At 62.8% G+C, this 16,468-nt stretch carries 16 protein-coding genes; 4 read left to right on the top strand and 12 right to left on the bottom strand.

From position 1 onward, the window contains the following. Positions 1-100: 100 nt before the first annotated feature. Positions 101-541, top strand: a complete 441-nt coding sequence (locus AOT96_RS17280; protein WP_047269511.1) for a hypothetical protein — start codon at positions 101-103, stop codon at positions 539-541. 7 nt (positions 542-548) lie between these two features. Here AOT96_RS17280 and AOT96_RS17275 read toward each other — a convergent pair whose 3' ends face one another. After that, on the bottom strand, positions 549-1,208 hold the full coding sequence (locus AOT96_RS17275) for a response regulator (protein WP_003944425.1): 660 nt from the start codon (positions 1,206-1,208) through the stop codon (positions 549-551). Positions 1,209-1,384: 176 nt separating this feature from the next. Here AOT96_RS17275 and AOT96_RS17270 point away from each other — a divergent pair, with 176 nt between their 5' ends. Continuing rightward, entirely contained in the window at positions 1,385-1,846 is a 462-nt protein-coding gene (locus AOT96_RS17270) for a hypothetical protein (protein WP_007726708.1), read from the top strand. A 91-nt stretch (positions 1,847-1,937) separates the two neighbouring features. On the opposite strand, the gene AOT96_RS17265 is transcribed toward AOT96_RS17270, so the two are convergent. The 9 genes from AOT96_RS17265 to dnaK form a co-directional block, all read right to left on the bottom strand. Then, positions 1,938-3,113, bottom strand: coding sequence for an NADH:flavin oxidoreductase (locus tag AOT96_RS17265; protein WP_064074636.1), 1,176 nt, complete (start codon positions 3,111-3,113; stop codon positions 1,938-1,940). Positions 3,114-3,245: 132 nt separating this feature from the next. Continuing rightward, positions 3,246-3,965, bottom strand: a complete 720-nt coding sequence (locus AOT96_RS17260) for an ABC transporter ATP-binding protein (RefSeq protein ID WP_003944438.1) — start codon at positions 3,963-3,965, stop codon at positions 3,246-3,248. Further along, positions 3,965-5,815: a branched-chain amino acid ABC transporter ATP-binding protein/permease gene (locus AOT96_RS17255; RefSeq protein ID WP_003944379.1), complete on the bottom strand. Its 1,851-nt coding sequence runs from the start codon at positions 5,813-5,815 to the stop codon at positions 3,965-3,967. The genes AOT96_RS17260 and AOT96_RS17255 overlap by 1 nt, the downstream gene beginning before the upstream one ends. Position 5,816: 1 nt before the next feature. Beyond that, a complete protein-coding gene (locus AOT96_RS17250) occupies positions 5,817-6,674 on the bottom strand; it encodes a branched-chain amino acid ABC transporter permease (RefSeq protein WP_007726703.1) in 858 nt (285 codons plus the stop codon). Continuing rightward, positions 6,671-7,885: an ABC transporter substrate-binding protein gene (locus AOT96_RS17245; RefSeq protein WP_007726702.1), complete on the bottom strand. Its 1,215-nt coding sequence runs from the start codon at positions 7,883-7,885 to the stop codon at positions 6,671-6,673. The genes AOT96_RS17250 and AOT96_RS17245 overlap by 4 nt, the downstream gene beginning before the upstream one ends. A gap of 332 nt (positions 7,886-8,217) precedes the next feature. Then, positions 8,218-8,628 (bottom strand): heat shock protein transcriptional repressor HspR, encoded by a 411-nt coding sequence (locus tag AOT96_RS17240; RefSeq protein ID WP_003944355.1) that lies wholly within the window; start codon positions 8,626-8,628, stop codon positions 8,218-8,220. Beyond that, complete coding sequence (dnaJ, locus tag AOT96_RS17235; RefSeq protein WP_003944329.1) at positions 8,625-9,797, bottom strand: molecular chaperone DnaJ; 1,173 nt, start codon at positions 9,795-9,797, stop codon at positions 8,625-8,627. The genes AOT96_RS17240 and dnaJ overlap by 4 nt, the downstream gene beginning before the upstream one ends. A 22-nt stretch (positions 9,798-9,819) precedes the next feature. After that, positions 9,820-10,416 (bottom strand): nucleotide exchange factor GrpE, encoded by a 597-nt coding sequence (grpE, locus tag AOT96_RS17230; RefSeq protein WP_003944430.1) that lies wholly within the window; start codon positions 10,414-10,416, stop codon positions 9,820-9,822. Then, positions 10,413-12,266, bottom strand: a complete 1,854-nt coding sequence (dnaK, locus tag AOT96_RS17225; protein ID WP_003944365.1) for a molecular chaperone DnaK — start codon at positions 12,264-12,266, stop codon at positions 10,413-10,415. Before dnaK ends, grpE begins: the two co-directional genes overlap by 4 nt. 262 nt (positions 12,267-12,528) lie before the next feature. Here dnaK and AOT96_RS17220 point away from each other — a divergent pair, with 262 nt between their 5' ends. Beyond that, positions 12,529-13,104, top strand: a complete 576-nt coding sequence (locus tag AOT96_RS17220) for a hypothetical protein (RefSeq protein ID WP_039972689.1) — start codon at positions 12,529-12,531, stop codon at positions 13,102-13,104. Further along, a complete protein-coding gene (locus tag AOT96_RS17215; RefSeq protein WP_042452226.1) occupies positions 13,101-14,105 on the top strand; it encodes a TIGR03617 family F420-dependent LLM class oxidoreductase in 1,005 nt (334 codons plus the stop codon). Before AOT96_RS17220 ends, AOT96_RS17215 begins: the two co-directional genes overlap by 4 nt. Positions 14,106-14,124: 19 nt before the next feature. Here the strand turns inward: AOT96_RS17215 and AOT96_RS17210 are convergent, their stop codons facing one another. Both AOT96_RS17210 and AOT96_RS17205 read right to left on the bottom strand, forming a co-directional pair. Continuing rightward, positions 14,125-14,769, bottom strand: a complete 645-nt coding sequence (locus AOT96_RS17210) for an FMN-dependent NADH-azoreductase (protein WP_065352069.1) — start codon at positions 14,767-14,769, stop codon at positions 14,125-14,127. 23 nt (positions 14,770-14,792) lie between these two features. Next, on the bottom strand, positions 14,793-16,376 hold the full coding sequence (locus AOT96_RS17205) for an MFS transporter (RefSeq protein WP_054187123.1): 1,584 nt from the start codon (positions 16,374-16,376) through the stop codon (positions 14,793-14,795). Positions 16,377-16,468 lie beyond the last annotated feature (92 nt).

Raw genomic sequence — 16,468 nt, 5'->3', positions numbered from 1 at the left:
TCGGACCCGTAGGTGGACAGACCCGAAGGGATTTCGGGGCCATAGTTGTCTCATCACAGAAACACACGGTCACCGAGACCGACAAATCGAGGAGAACATGATGAGCACCAACACAATTCGACCTGAAGCACTTTCCTTCTCCGGCCTCAGCATGGCAGCTCTGGTTGCCCGCTCCGCCGGTGCGAACACGGTGAAGTCGATGACCGACACATCCGTCACGACGGCGATGATCAGCAATTCGGGTCGCGGGGCCCTGTATCTGGTCGACGCATCCAACCCGAACGGCGACTGGGTCGTCCCGCCGGCGGACTACATCCTCCCCAACATGAACGTGAACGTTGTGGCCACGAGCAAGAACCAGAACGACTTCCCCATCGTGCTCACGTACCGCTCCGACGACGGTGGAGTGTTTGTCTTCAGTGCTACCAACTCGAAGACCAGGGCGGATGCCGGAGGTACGTACGCCCCCGACAGCCACGACGTCACGGTGACGATGACCTCGGGTTACCCGGCCATGAACGTCACGTACGTGCTTCGGTGACGCTTGCTCACTCCAACAATCCCTGCCGCATTGCAGCGGCGACGGCGGCGCCTCGATCGTTGACTCCGAGTTTCTCGTAGAGGCGCTGCACGTGGGTTTTGACGGTGGAGGGCGCAAGAAAGAGTTGTGAGGCGATGACCGGGATGCTGGCGCCCTGCGCGATCAATCCGAGAACCTCACGTTCGCGCGCGCTGAGCGTCGGACCGGACGGTTCACTACGACGCCGAACCTCTCCTACCAATCCGGCGGCGATACTGGGCGGCAACACATCTCGTCCCGCAGCACAGTCGAGCACGGCACTCACGATCTCGGCGCGAGTCGATTCCTTCGGCAGGAATCCGGCAGCACCGGCTTGCAGGGCCTGGTACACGACAGACGATTCGTCGTGAGCGCTGAGCAGAAGCACACGCGTCGGAAGCTCGTCTCGAACGACTGCGGCGGCGACCTGAGTTCCATCCAGGTGCGGCATCCGGAAGTCGAGCAGCGCGACCTGCGGGCGTAGTTCGCGGATCATTGCGAGCGCTGCTGCGCCGTCGTCGGCCTCGCCCAGGACGTCGATGCTGTCACTGCCGGTCAGAGCCCGAACCACGCCCTCACGGAACAGTGGGTGATCGTCGCCGACCACCACGGAAACCTTGCCGGCCAGCGGCTTCGTGCCTTCGCGCATTGCTCACTTTCTCACGCCCGTACCAGCAATGCGAGCACTTACGCCTCCCCCGATCGGGGGACAAGAGATTCAACCCCGCCACGGCCCCGTCGGCGGACATACTGCAGCACTCATTCGCGACAAGATTGATTCATCGCCGAGAACGGCAACCACACACCATCCCAGGAGCAGACATCATGCGTACCAACACCACTCGCTTCGTAGCAGTCACCGCAATCGCCCTCGCTGTCGGCGGAACCGCACTGGGAACCGCAGCGATCGCCAACGCCGGCACCATGCCCACCGACGGCCCGACGGTTGCCATGACCATCACCAACAACACCGACAACCCGATGCTGCTGGACAGCGCGTCCAACCCCTACGGACAGTGGATCAACGGCCCGCGCTCCTACCTGGCCCCGCACACCACCGAGATCGTCACCGCCTACAGCAGCGATCCCCGCGGTATCGGTGTCGACGTCACCTACAACGTCGCCGACGGCGTCCAGACGGTCATGGCTGCCAACAACTACGTCGGCAACCCCACCCTCGACGGGACTCGCATCATCGGCGACCCGACGCACGTCATCCTCACCGACTACATGGCCACCGGCTACCCCACGATGAACGCCTCCTACGACGTCTTCACGCAGAACTGAACCAAGCGTTGATGCAACCACGAACTTGATCCGCTACGGCCCACGACCCGGTATCCGCATGGATGTCGGGACGTGGTGTGCGCTGACCAGCTCAGACGCGTTCGACCAACACGCAGCGGGCGCCACTGAAGATCGTGGGCATGCACTTGTTGCAGTGGATGCACAGTGATTGGGTATCGGATTCGGCCGCGATCCGATTGATCAGATCCGGTTCTCTGAGCAGCGCCCGTGCCATGGCGACGAACTCGAACCCTTCCGCCATTGCGGTATCCATGCCCGCTTTGTCCGTGACACCCCCGAGCAGCACGAGCGGCAACTTCACCGCAGCACGAATCTGCCGAGCCTCTTCCAGCATGAACAACGGCTTGTACGGATAGGTATGCAACATGCTCTTACCCACCAATTGCACACCGAGTCGAACAGGTTGCGGCATCGCGGCGGCGAACTCGCGGATCGGCGCATCGCCCTTGAACAGGTACATCGGGTTGAGCAGTGAACTGCCCATCGTCAACTCGAGCGCGTCGACGCTTCCGGATGCTTCGAGCCACTGCGCCACCTGGATTGCTTCGTCCACCCAGAATCCGCCTGGCACACCGTCGTCCATGTTCAGCTTGGCCAAGATCGCGATCTTGTCACCGACGGCATCGCGCACACTGCGTGCAGTTTCGAGTACGACGCGAGCCCGGTTCTCCAGCGATCCGCCGTAGGAGTCCTTACGACGGTTGAGTTTCGGGCTCAGGAACGAGCTCGCGAAATAGTTGTGACCGAAGTGGATCTCGACGGCGTCGAATCCTGCCTCGACGGCAAGTCGCGCAGCGCTCCCGTGCGCGGCCGCAATTCTGATGATGTCCGCTGTCGTGGCAGTGCGAATCATCCTCATGCTCAACGGATTGAACGAACTCGACGGTGCCAGCGCGGGCAGTCCGGTCGACTTCTGATTCGCCACGGGACCGGCATGGCCGAGCTGCGCCGACGCAGCAGCACCTTCGGCGTGAATGGCATCGGTGAGCCGCCGAAGCCCGGGGAGGGCATCGGGCCGCATCCAGAGCTGGCCGTATTCGGTGCGCCCTTCCGGTGCGACGGCGCAATACGCGACGGTGGACATCCCGACTCCGCCGGCGGCTGGGCGACGATGGAACTCGATCAGCTCGTCGGTGACCAGGGCGTCGGGAGTTTTGCCTTCGAATGTCGCGGACTTGATGATTCGATTTCGAAGGGTCACCGGGCCGAGCTTCGCCGGGGCGAGCACGTCGGGAGCAGTGGTCATCGAGTTTGCCTCTCGCGGGAGTTGTTTGCAGGACGGTAGATCGATGGCCCCGAGCCGGCTAGGGCCCGTGCCACGGAGCGGGAAACGGCTTCAGCCCGGCCGAGGTGGCCGGGCTGAAGCCGTCATTGCCGTTCAGACGCGTCCGAAATACGCATCCTTGAGCACTGCCAGGTCGTCGATGTCCTTGGCGTCGGCGTCGAGAACCACCTTGCCGATGTCGAGGACCGTCACATGATCGGCGACGCTCATCGCGGCCTCGACTGCCTGCTCGACCAGTAGAACAGCCAGGCCGGTTTCCTTGAGTTGTTGGACGCGGTCCATCACCTCACCGACGATCACGGGAGCGAGACCGCCCGAAGGTTCGTCGAGAAGGAGCAACCTAGGCTGCGCCATCAGCGCTGCGCCGATCGCGAGCATCTGCTGCTGACCGCCCGACATGGAACCGGCGGGAAGCGAACGCTTCTCCCCCAGGATCGGGAACATCTCGTACATCGATTCGACGGATTCCATAAGCTCGCCGCGCTTTGCCTTGCGGGTGTACCCGCCCAGCAGGAGGTTCTGCTCGACGGTCTGCTTGTGGAAGACCCGCTTGCCCTCCTGCACGTACGCCATCCCCTGTCGTACCCGTTTGTGCGCGGGGACTCCGGTGATGTCGGCGCCGTCCATCTCGACGGTTCCGGAGGCCACCTTGTTGAGGCCGGACAGGGCACGGAGCGTGCTCGTCTTGCCTGCGCCGTTGCGTCCGAGCAGGGCGGTCACCTGACCGGGATAGACGTCGAACGAGACATCCCAGACGACGCGCAGATCGCCGTACCCGGTCTGCAAGTTTCGGACCTTCAGAATCGGTTCCATCACTTCACCTCACTGGTCTGATGGTCTACCGCGCCGATTTCTTCGAGAAGTGCTTCTTCGTCACCGGACTTGACTCCGAGGTACTCGCTCAAGACGCGTGGGTGATGTTCGATGGTTGCCGCATCGCCGGTGGCGATCACCTGCCCTTGCGCCAGCACGACTATCTCGTCCGCCAGCGAGAGGACGAGGCGGAAGTTGTGCTCCACCAACACCACTGTCGCCCCGGCATCTCGCAGTACCCGGATCAGATCTGCCAGGCGTTCGAGTTCGTCCTCGTCGAGTCCGGATGCCACCTCGTCGAAGAGGACGACCCTCGGTTCGGCGATGACGGCGCGAGCAACCTCGAGCATGCGACGCATCCCCAGGGGCAGCGACGTCGCGATCTCGTTGCGCAAGTGCGACATCCCCACGAGTTCGAGGACACGCTCGGCCTCGACGATGTCGGCCTTCGCGATCCTGCGGAAGCTGGGCAGGCGAAGCACAGCCGACGCCATCGACGCTCGGTGCACCGAATAACGTCCGGATGCAACAGCTTCCAGAACCGTGATGTTTTCCGGAATCGTCGGAGTTTGGAACGTGCGCGCCACACCCACGCGCGCCACCTTGTGCGGCGACGACTGCGAGACCACCGTGTCACCGATCGTGATCACGCCCGCATCTGCGGTGTAGAAGCCGCAGATCATGTTGAGCATGGTCGTCTTACCCGAACCGTTGGGCCCGATCAACGCGGTGACCTTACCGGCCTCTGCGGTCAGGGTTGCCGCATTGAGCGCCTGGTTGCCACCGAACGCTTTGGACACTCCGTCGACCACCAACCGTGCTCCGTTGATCGGCGCCAGTTCCGGTGTCCCACCGCTGTTTTCCTTTGCAGTGACTACGCCCAGGCCGGCCTTGCGATCGAGTTTCGAGACGATCGCTCGCCCGACCTTGGTCAAACCCCCGGAGAGAAGCACACCGCCGATGATCAGGAAGCCGCCGTAGAAGATCAGCGAATACTCCTGGAACGCCGTCGACTGGTTGGGACCGAGCTGCATGATCGCGGCACCGACCACGGCGCCGTACACACTTGCCGCACCGCCGAGGATCGACGCCGCCAGAACTGCTGTGGCAAAGGTGAACCCGAAGGCTTCCGGCGAGATGAACAGGTCGGTGTTGGCGAACAGCGCACCCGCCAGACCGGCGGGGAACGCACCGATGGCATAACCGAGCAGCTTCATCCGGAACACCGATACACCCTGCGACGACGCCAGAACCGGCGACTGCTTGAGCGTGCGGAACGCGATGCCGTGCCGCGAGACCACCAGGTTACGCATCACCGCGAACCAGAGCACGGTCACGACGACGACCACCATGTAGTACTGCTGGGTGTCGAGTTCGGAACCGAAGAACGTCGGCGGCTCCATACCGGTAAGGCCGTTTCGGCCGCCGGTCTTGCCACCGAAGATCGCCAGTACGTCCGGTACCAGCAGAACCAGGAAGAACGACGTCATCGCCAGGGACCAGTTGCCCAGGCGCAGACCGGGAACACCGGTCAGGATTCCGACCGCCAGTGCCACTGCTCCGGAGGCAGCAAGCTGAAGCAGAATGTCGGTGTGACCTGCCTGGGACATCAGACCCGCGGTGTAGGCACCGGCCGCGTACATCGCTGCCTGGCCGAGTGCCAGTTCACCGGCAAAGCCGAGGCTCAAGTTCAGGCCACTGACCACAAGTGCCAGGATGCAGGCCAATTGAATCTGACGTGATGTCGACAGGTCGAGTCCCATCACGGGCAGCAGCAGGATCACCACGGCCAGGACGAGTGGGATGATCCAGCTCGGTAGGGAACGGAAAGTCCGCCACGCACTTACCATCTCACACCACCCGTTCTCGGACATTGCCGAACAGTCCAGCCGGTTTGACCATCAAGATGACGATCAGCACCGTGAAGACGGCGATATTGCTGTACTGACTTCCCGCCCACAGGGCGGTGAACGATTCCACCAGGCCGACGGTCAGACCGCCGATCAAAGCGCCAGGCAGAGAGCCGAACCCGCCGATCGCCAACGCCACGAATCCCTTGAGGGCCAACGCTGCACCCAACGTCGCAACTGCAAACGTCTTGGGGCCGACGAAGAGTCCGAGGACACCGGCCAAGGCACCCGAGAAGGCAAACGCTCCCAGTGCCAACCGTCGTACGTTGACTCCTCGCAGCATCGCCGCTTCACGATCCTCGGAGATGCCGATCAGAGCCAGACCCGTCATCGTTTTCTTCGAGACGTAACTCAACCCGACGACCAGTGCGATCGCCGCAACCAGCAGAGCGATCTCGACCGGGTAGGTACGGCCGCCGAGCAGGGTGATCGGTTCGTTCGATCCGAAGAACGGAACCGTGAGAGGTTCACTACCCCAGATCAATTGAGTGGCGCCGTTGAGCAGAGTTGCGACACCCAACGTCGTGACCAACTGGTTCTGGTGATCGGCCACCGGTCTGATCGCGACGATCTCCTCGACCGAGGCGAGGAGCATCACGGTCACGGTAGCCATGACGGCCACCACGAGAACGGGAAGTTTCAGGGTCACCAAACCCGTGTAGGCGACAAAGGTGCCCACCATCATCAGCTGAGCTTGAGCGAAGTTGAAAGTGTTGGAGGAAACGAAAACGATGTTGTACCCGATGGCAACCAGCACGTAAACCGCGCCGAGCGCCAACCCGGACCACAGAATGGTCATGACGCAGCCGGGTTTCCGAACTGACCGTTGAGGATCTTCGTCGGGCTGATGAACTTCAGCTCGCTGGTGTCCGGGTTCGGGCCGTGGTTGTCGGAGCTGAAGTTGTAGCGCGAGAGGAATGCGGTCTTGGCATTCTCCTGGACCTCAGTGGTTTCCAGTGCTTCGGCGAGCTTCTTCGGATCGGTCGAACTGCCGACCTTCTCCGCTGCCGCCGCGACGAGGGGGAATGCGTCGTAGTTGTCTGCGAGGATCAACGTCGACGGGATGGAGCCCAGCGAAGCCATCGTGTCCACCATCGTGTTGACGAGTGCGTTGTTCGGATCGAACACCGTGCTGCTGAACACCTGCGTCACCAGGTTCTTCACCTGCGGGGTGCCGAGCACACCGGCCGGCGGATCATTCGCGATCAGGTTGGTGGCAGACACCGAGGTGTTTCCGACCAGCGGCACGTCCCAGCCGAGTCGCTCGAGGCTTTGCAACACGTATCCGAGAGGAGCGCCGTACGCATCCAAGGCGATTGCCGCGGCACCCGAATTCTTGAGCGACTGCAACTGCGCCGTCATGTCCAAAGCGGCGGCGTCGTACTCCTCGTTACCGGCGGCCTTCAGACCTGCGGATTGCAAAGCACTGGTCATTTCTTCGCCGAACAGCTCACCGTAAGCGGTGCTGCCGTGCAAGACTCCGACGCTGCTGTAACCCTTGGACTTCGCGTACTCGGAAATTCCGCGAGCGGTATCGGTCGCACCCGGAGCCAGATCGAAGTTGAGCGGGAACTTCGAGGGGTCCGTCGAATCGGGCGAGGGAGCCATGCTCATCGAGAGAATGTTGTTCTGCTTGAGGATCGGCAGAACCGCAGCCGCGATCGACGACGGACCCGAGTTCAGGTAGAGGTCAGGCTTGTTCCCCGAATTGATGGCTTCGCGCAGCTTGGTGACGGCGATGGTTGCGTCACCCGCGTCGTCCACCGTAGTGAGCTCGATCTGACGGCCACCGATCCCCCCGGCTTCGTTCTGGACCTGAACGCCCGCCTTGGTGGCGAGCAGCGAGGTCTGCGAATTAGCCGCGAGGACTCCCTGTGCACTGATCCCGCCGGTCAGCAGCACACGGTAGGGCGAGTCCGCACCTCCGTCGGACTCCGAAGAACCACTGCACCCTGCAAGAGCCAGAGCCGTCACGGCAACTGCCGCAACAAGAATGGGCCGACGATTCATGTCTGCACTCCTAGAACACATGTATGCACCGAACGTCAGGCGAATACCTGACGAAAGAATGATCGGCCGGTGGACGTGCCTGATTTCGAGCACCAGCCAACCAAGCACCCGCTTGACGATCTAGCAAGCAGTTGCTTGGGATGGAGCATAGAATGTGATCTGGATAACGTCAAACGCTGAAAAGTGGAATCATGGAAGCGGACGCTATGCACATTGAGGCGGCGTCGACAGATCTCTTCCCGCTGGGTGGAAACGCCGAAACGGCTCCACGCCCTGGCGGATTCGACGAAATGAATCCGACAGGGCGTGGAGCCGTTTGTGTAAAGGTCCGACTATCGCTGGTTGCGGGGCTTCCAGACCACCAACGCGTTGTTGCGCGGAATCGGCACGAGATCCCGGCGATAGCCCGCATGGACTTTCGCGATCTCCTCGGCCAATTCGCGGACGCGATGCTGCAGAGCCTCGACCTGGTTGGTCAGTTCGATGATTCGTTTGATTCCGGCAAGGTTGACTCCCTCGTCCTGCGAAAGCCGTTGTACTTCACGAAGAAGCGCAACATCGCGCGGGGAGTAGCGTCGTCCGCCACCGGTGGTTCGATGCGGGGTGACCAACCCGAGTCGGTCGTAGTTACGCAAAGTCTGCGCGTGCATTCCGGCCAACTCGGCTGCCACCGAGATCACGAAGATCTGAGCGTCAGGATCGACCGTCGCATCCCATTGATTCTGCGGTCGCTCTGTCATCATGCACCGGCCCACCCGGCCCGTGGATCGAACCCGCTCGCCTTCTCGGCTTCGAGATAGGTTTTCAGCGCTTCGATCGCCGGGTCGTCCAACTTCTGCGGAACGGATACCTTGACCGTGACCAGAAGGTCACCGGCACCGTCCGGCCGCTTGGGGATACCGCGTCCGCGAACTCGCAGAATGCGTCCGTCCACCGTTCCAGCCGGAACCTTCACTCCGACACGGCCTTCCAAAGTCGGCACGGACAGTGTCGTTCCCAGCACCAGCTCGCCGTAGCTCACCGGAACCGTCAGTGTCAGGTCGTCGCCGTTGCGTCCGAAGACACTGTCCGGCTTGACGCGGATGTTGACGAACAGGTCGCCGGCCGGAGCGCCGCGGAGTCCCGCTTCGCCCTTGCCCTTGAGTCTGATCTTCTGACCGTCGCTCACACCGGCAGGCACGCGAACCGTGATGGTCCGTGTGCGATTGGTGACGCCGCTACCGTGGCAGTCTTCACACGGCGAGTCGATGATCGAGCCGGTTCCCCGGCAATCGTCACACGGCTCACTGAATCCGAAGGCGCCCTGGTTCCGGCTGACCACGCCGGTTCCGTTGCAATGTGGGCACACTCGCGGGCTGGTGCCTGGCTTTGCGCCGCTGCCGTGACACGTGGTGCACGACGTAGGGCTGGTCAGACGAAGAGGGACGGTGACACCGAGCGCTGCTTCACGGAAGGCGAGCGTCGTCTCGGTCTCGAGATCCTTGCCTCGACGCGGGCGGTTGGGCGCAGCTGTTCGCTGACCCGCTCCCCCGCGGTTGAACAATCCGCCGAAGATGTCTCCGAGACCCGAGTCCTGCCCACCGGCCCCGCCGCCGAACAGGTCGTTGATGTCGAAACCACCAGCGCCGGGGTTGAATCCGCCGCCGCCCTGCGCGCGGGGGCCGAAGCCGCCGCTGGCAAAGAGGCGCCGAGCCTCGTCGTACTCCTTGCGCTTGTCCGGATCAGACAGAACGGCATGAGCTTCACTGACGGACTTGAAACGCTCTTCGGCCTTCGCATCGTCAGGGTTGGCGTCGGGATGAAGATCCCGAGCCAGCTTGCGATACGCCTTCTTGATTTCGTCGGCCGTCGCGGTGGACGAGACGCCCAGCTCCTTGTAGAAGTCCTTCTCGATCCACTCCCGTTGACTCACTGGGCGTCTCCTCCTCTCACTGTTACTTCGCTTCTTGTTCTGAACCGTCTGCAGGCTTGTCGCCTACCCGGTCCGTCACGGCCACCATTGCGGTCCGAAGGACCCGGTCGCCGAGCTTGTATCCCTTGCGCATGACCGTCCCGAGTACCGGGTCGTGGCCTTCGCCTTCATGTTGCACCGCTTCGTGGAGTGCGGGATCGAAATCGTCACCCTCGCTACCGAAGTCGGTCAAACCCAGACCCGTCAGGGTCGTGTTGAGTTTGTCTGCGAGTGCACGCAGTGGACCCGATTCGAGGTCACCGTGTGCCCGAGCGCGATCCAGGTCGTCGAGAATTCCGATGAGCTCGGTGATGACCGAAGCCCGCGCGGTTTCCTTGATGACCTGCTTGTCACGCTCGACGCGACGACGGTAGTTGGTGAACTCCGCCTGAAGTCGCTGCAGATCCGCAGTCCGTTCGGCGAGCTGATCGGTGGCGGATGCTTCCTCCACGATCGACTCTGCTTCCTGAACTACCCCTGTGTCTTCCGAGTCGAGCGGCGGCAGGGATTCCCCCGCCGCCTCTCCCTGTGCACCGGTCTCGGGGTCGACCGGGTTGTTCTCGGGGTTGTCCGAGGTCACTTCTTGTCCGAGTCGGTGGGCTCGTCGACAACCTCGGCGTCGACGACGTCGTCGTCATTGCCTGCGCCGTCGGTGTTTCCGGCCTCGTTTGCAGCGGAAGCCTCGTAGATGGCCTGGCCCAGAGCCTGCGACTCGGTGCCCAGCTTCTCCACTGCGGTCTTCACTGCAGCGATGTCGGTGCCTGCCAGGGCGTCGTTGACGTCCTTGACCGCTGCCTCGACCTTGGTCAGGATCTCCTCGGAGACCTTGCCCGCGTTCTCACCTTCACGCTGCTCCTTGACGAACTTCTCCGTCTGGTGGACCAGCGACTCGGCCTGGTTGCGAACCTCTGCCTCTTCGCGACGGGCCTTGTCTTCCTCGGCGTGAGCCTCGGCGTCCTTGACCATGCGCTCGATCTCTTCCTTGGACAGACCGGAGCCGTCCTGGATCTTGATCGTGTTTTCCTTGCCGGTGCCCTTGTCCTTCGCCGTCACGTGCACGATGCCGTTGGCGTCGATGTCGAAGGTGACCTCGATCTGCGGAACGCCACGCGGGGCGGGCGGCAGATCGGTGAGCTCGAAGGAGCCGAGCAGCTTGTTGTGCGAAGCGATTTCGCGCTCACCCTGGAAGACCTGGATCTGCACCGAAGGCTGGTTGTCGTCAGCGGTGGTGAAGGTCTCGGAACGCTTCGTGGGGATCGTGGTATTGCGCTCGATGAGCTTGGTCATCACGCCACCCTTGGTTTCGATGCCGAGGGAAAGCGGCGTGACGTCGAGGAGCAGAACGTCCTTGACCTCACCCTTGAGCACACCGGCCTGGAGTGCGGCGCCGACGGCGACGACCTCGTCCGGGTTGACGCCCTTGTTGGGCTCACGGCCACCGGTCAGTTCACGAACCAGATCGGAGACGGCCGGCATACGGGTGGAGCCACCGACGAGCACGACATGGTCGATGTCCTTGACGGCGATTCCGCTGTCCTTGATCACTGCCTGGAACGGCGCACGAGTGCGATCGAGCAGGTCCGAGGTGATCTTCTGGAACTCGCTGCGGGTGAGCTGCTCGTCCAGGAAGAGCGGGTTCTTGTCCGCGTCGACCGTGATGTACGGGAGGTTGATGGAGGTGCTCTGCGAGCTGGAGAGCTCGATCTTCGCCTTCTCCGCAGCCTCACGCAGACGCTGCAGGGCCATCTTGTCCTTGGTCAGATCGATGCCGTTCTGAGCCTTGAACTTGTCGACCAGCCAAGCGACGACGCGCTCGTCCCAGTCGTCGCCACCGAGGTGGTTGTCACCGGAGGTTGCGCGAACCTCGACGACACCGTCGCCGATTTCGAGCAGGGAGACGTCGAAGGTGCCGCCACCGAGGTCGAAGACCAGAATGGTCTGCTCGGTGTCACCCTTGTCGAGTCCGTATGCCAGTGCAGCCGCGGTGGGCTCGTTGACGATACGAAGGACGTTGAGGCCGGCGATCTGGCCGGCTTCCTTGGTTGCCTGACGCTGTGCGTCCTCGAAGTACGCGGGGACGGTGATGACGGCGTCGGTGATGTCTTCGCCGAGGTAAGCCTCCGCGTCACGCTTGAGCTTCATGAGCGTGCGGGCGCTGATTTCCTGCGGCGTGTACTTCTTGCCGTCGATTTCCACGTTCCAGTCAGTGCCGATGTGGCGCTTGACGGAGCGGAGGGTGCGGTCGACGTTCGTGACTGCCTGGTTCTTCGCGGGCTGACCGACGAGAACCTCGCCGTTCTTGGCAAATGCGACCACCGAGGGGGTGGTACGTGAGCCTTCGGCGTTGGCGACCACTACGGGCTCGCCGCCCTCCAGCACTGCAACTACCGAGTTGGTCGTACCGAGATCGATACCGACTGCACGAGCCATAGTGTTCCTACCTTTCGTTCTGCGGTTCTCTGCCCGAGTGGTTGATCTCGAACATGACCGCGAGTTTTTCGCTTGGTGAGCGTCCTCCGCTCAAGTTTGCCTCCGACCGTGGCCGGGAGTCAACTTGAAGTTGAGCCGAGGGCGCTCAAGCTTGTCGAAATGGTCAACTACAGCCCACGTAGATTTGTTCCCGCCTTCCCCGAAAAGCCGGAAAAGTGCGCCACATCACTTCCGTATCCCTCCGAATGGCTACGATCGGCCGGTGACCGATCCCGACAATTCTCCCGCGCGACCTCCTCGCCCGTCACCTCCACGCCCGGCACCCGAGCGACCCGACGTCTCGGTTCGGCCGCTCCGACCTGCAGCGAGCGACGAGACACCCAAAGCCGTGACATTGTCCACCTCTGCCTGGATCGGCTCGTTCGTCGTCCTGGCCGGAATCGCCGGAGTGGTAGTCACCAGCCTCGACGACGTCCGGTCGGCTCTCGAAGAATCGACTGCGCGCGACAATCCCGGATACTCGTCCACCGACATCTCCGATGCCGTGACCGTCGTACTCGCCGGCAGCGGCGGCGGCGCTCTCGTCCTGGTCCTGCTCGCACTCATGAGCCTTCAACTCCTCCGCGCACGCAAGAACGCCGGGCGGGTGATGACGGCGATCGTGGGAGTCGTGAGCATCGCGGCCGGACTCGGCTTCATGTCTCTGGTCGACGGCGCAGCAGACATCGGCGCCGGAGTTCTGAGATGGGGTCCGATTCTCTACTGCGCCCTGGTCGCGGTGGCGGCGATCGCTCCGTTCGCTCCCGGTGTCAGCACCTGGCTGCGGGGACGCCGATGAAGGTTCACGTACAACTGGACTCCGCGCCGGGCGCGGGCGCTGCTCGTAGCCGTGAACTCGCGGAGACCGGCGCCGGTGGCCTGTTCACGTTCGAGGGACCACACGACGTGTTCTTCCCGCTCGTCGAAGCAGCATCGGCCGTCGACCTCGACCTGATGACCAACGTCGCCATCGCATTCCCCCGCAGTCCCATGCATCTGGCGCATTCGGCCAACGACCTGCAGTTGCTCAGTCGCGGCCACTTTCGACTGGGTCTCGGATCGCAGATCAAACCGCACATCGAAAAACGCTACAGCGCAACGTGGTCGCGTCCGGCGGCCCGCATGAAGGAGACGGTCGCAGCGGTCAAGGCGATCTTCACTGCGTGGGAGAACACCTCGACGCTGAACTTCCGCGGCGAGTTCTTCACCCACACGTTGATGCCTCCGACGTTCGATCCCGGCCCCAACCCCTATGGGCCGCCGCCCATCCTGATGGGTGCGCTCGGACCGGTGATGACCAGGACGGCTGCCGAGGTGGCCGACGGACTACTGGTCATGCCGTTCCACACGCAACGTCATTTCCTCGAACGAACACTTCCGGCCGTCGATGCCGGTCTTCGCGAATCCGGCCGCACCCGAGACGAATTCACGATCATCCCGCAGGTCATCGTCGGCGTCGGCCGCGGCGACGATCAACTTGCCGCGGCCGCCAGAGGCGTCCGAGCCCTGCTCTCTTTCTACGGTTCGACGCCCGCATACCGTCCGGTGCTCGACGTCGAAGGGTGGGGCGAGGTCCAACCGGAACTCAATGCCCTGTCGAAGCGAGGTGGCTACACCGAGATGGCGTCGCTGATCACCGATCCGATGCTGACCACACTCGCCGTCGTCGGCACTCCCGAAGAGTGCGCCACCGAGATTCGGCGGCGGTTCGGCGAACATGCCGACGAAGTGTGCTGCTATTTCCCCGGTTACGACGTAGAACCGTCAGACGTGGCGTCGATGATCTCGTCTCTCACCTGAACCCGGTCGAACTTCTTGATCAGGCCCCCAAGGCACGGGCCAGCTCGGTCAACGACTCCCGGGCAGCACGCAGGCTCGCGTCACCCTGCTCGACCAGAGGTGCCATCGCCGGAATACGTTGCGCCAAAGTCAGTTCCGCGGTGATGACGGAGACATCCATTCCCATCGACACCCCGAGCACCTGAACGAGTGGCGGGACGGTGTGATCGTTGGCCTCGTTTCCCGAGCCCGGCGCATAGGTGTTTCCGCGGCTGGAGACGATCACCACCGGCTTACCTGCCAGAGGCTGAGTACGCGTGTCGAAAGGGACCGTAGTCCCCAGGACGTGTACGTAGTCGATCCACGCCTTCAACGTGGACGGGATCGACCAGTTGTACATCGGCGCACCGATCACGACGACGTCTGCAGCGGTAAGTTGCTCGATGACCCGAGCCTGGAGTGCTTCCGCTGCGGGATCCGGAATCTCGCCCTCGACTCGCAAGCGTGGTGCATAGTGCAGGGCCGCGTCCGCGAGGTGCGGCAAGGGATCCCGGTGCAGGTCCAACGTCACCGTCGTGTGATCCGGACTGTTCTTCGACCACTGCTGAGCGAACAGTGCGGTCAGATCACGTGAGGTCGAGTGGTGGAGTTCGGCGGACGAATCGATGAGAAGTAGCTGTGGCATCCCTCATCACTACCAGAGCGCGCTCAACTCTTCTCCGCGGCTAGATCGGATTCCGCCGCGTACTGCGCCAGCAGGACTCGTTCGCGCTCGCGACGCGGATAGAAGAACGTCACCACCGCGGCACCGGCACACACGATGATGATCGCCGCGATGTAGGCGTTTGTATCCCCGTCCAGGAAGGCGTTTTTGGCGGCGGTCATGATTTGCTCCGCGTATTGCGGGTAGCGTTCCGCCAGAACTTCGGCGCTGGAGAAGGATTTGGTGAGCGCGGCCTGAGTTTCGGGAGTCACTTCGGATGCGTTCGGCGAGGACGAGATCGCATTTCCCAACGATTTTGCGTACCCGGCCGTGAGTATTCCGCCGAGAATCGACTGCATGATGGCGCCGCCCAGGTCGCGTTGCAGGTCCGAGGTTCCCGACGCCATACCAGCGCGGTGCACGGGAACGGATCCGGTCAGCGAACGCGATGCCGGTGTGCCGGCCAGACCGACGCCGATGCCGACAAGCGCATAGGCCAACGCGACCTGCCAATACTGTGTGCTTTCGTTCCACAGGAACAGCGCGACGAACAACCCGAGAACCACGAACAGGTAGCCGGCGAGCAGCGTGACGCGGGCGCCGTACCTTTCGATCATGGTCGCCGAGCGCGGCGCAACGATCACCATCGCCAGCGCAGCCGGAATGATCGCCGCACCGGCTGCCAGCGTCGAGTACCCGAGGACGTTCTGCAGGAACTGCTGGCCGATGAACATCGCGCCCATGAGCGAACCGAACACGACCAACCCACCCACCGCCGCGACCCAGAAGGTCGGGCGCGCAGCTACGTGAAGATCGAACAGCGGATTGACCGCGCGTCGCTGTTGCAGGAAGAACCCGATACCCGCGACAACTGCTATCGCCCCGAGCACCAGAGCCAACGTGCCCGAACCCTTCACCGGCGCAAAGTTGATGGACAATACCAGCGCCCCGATGAAGACGATCGACACTATGCCGCCGAGGTGATCGACTCGCTCGGTCGTCTCGTTGACGTGAGCGGGAACCAACACCAGGGAACAGATCAGTGCCACAAGGGCCAAGGGAAGGGTGACGAAGAAGACCGAACCCCAGTGAAACTGCTCGAGCAGCGCCCCCGAGACGATCGGACCGAGTGCTGAAATCGCGCCACCGATTGCCGACCACATGGCAATCGCCTTGGTTCGTGCCGGTCCGGCCCACAACGCCGTGATGATTGCCAGCGTGGTCGGGAACGCCAGACCTGCCGAGACGCCTCCGACTATCCGAGCGAGGAACAGCACTTCGAAGTTCCCGGCGAATCCCGCCACGATCGACGCCGGAATGGACAGCGCCATGCCGGTGACCAGCAACATCTTGCGGCCGTATCGGTCTCCCAAGGCCCCCAGGTAGAGCACCGTTCCGGCCAGGCCCAGCGAGTAGCCGACCGCGATCAGGTTCAGTTGCGTCTGACTGGCGTCGAAAGCCCGCCCGATATCGGGCAAAGCGACATTCGCGACCGAGAGATTGAGGTTCGCGACCGCAGCGACCAGGATGAGCGTCCCCAGGACGAGGGTGGCTCGATCCGGTGAAGCGGACTTGATGTCACTCGCCATGCGCGTGCTCCCATCGAGGTGGGACCCGAACCTGGGAGTTATGTCCGGATCATCCCGAACTCAAGATAGAACCCTCGTCCGGCGCTCGCATA

The organism is Rhodococcus sp. 008 (assembly GCF_001682295.1).
Classification (GTDB): Bacteria; Actinomycetota; Actinomycetes; order Mycobacteriales; family Mycobacteriaceae; genus Rhodococcus_F; species Rhodococcus_F qingshengii.
The sequence above is the reverse complement of the archived record's forward strand: the minus strand, read 5'-3'. Positions and strand labels throughout refer to the sequence as shown.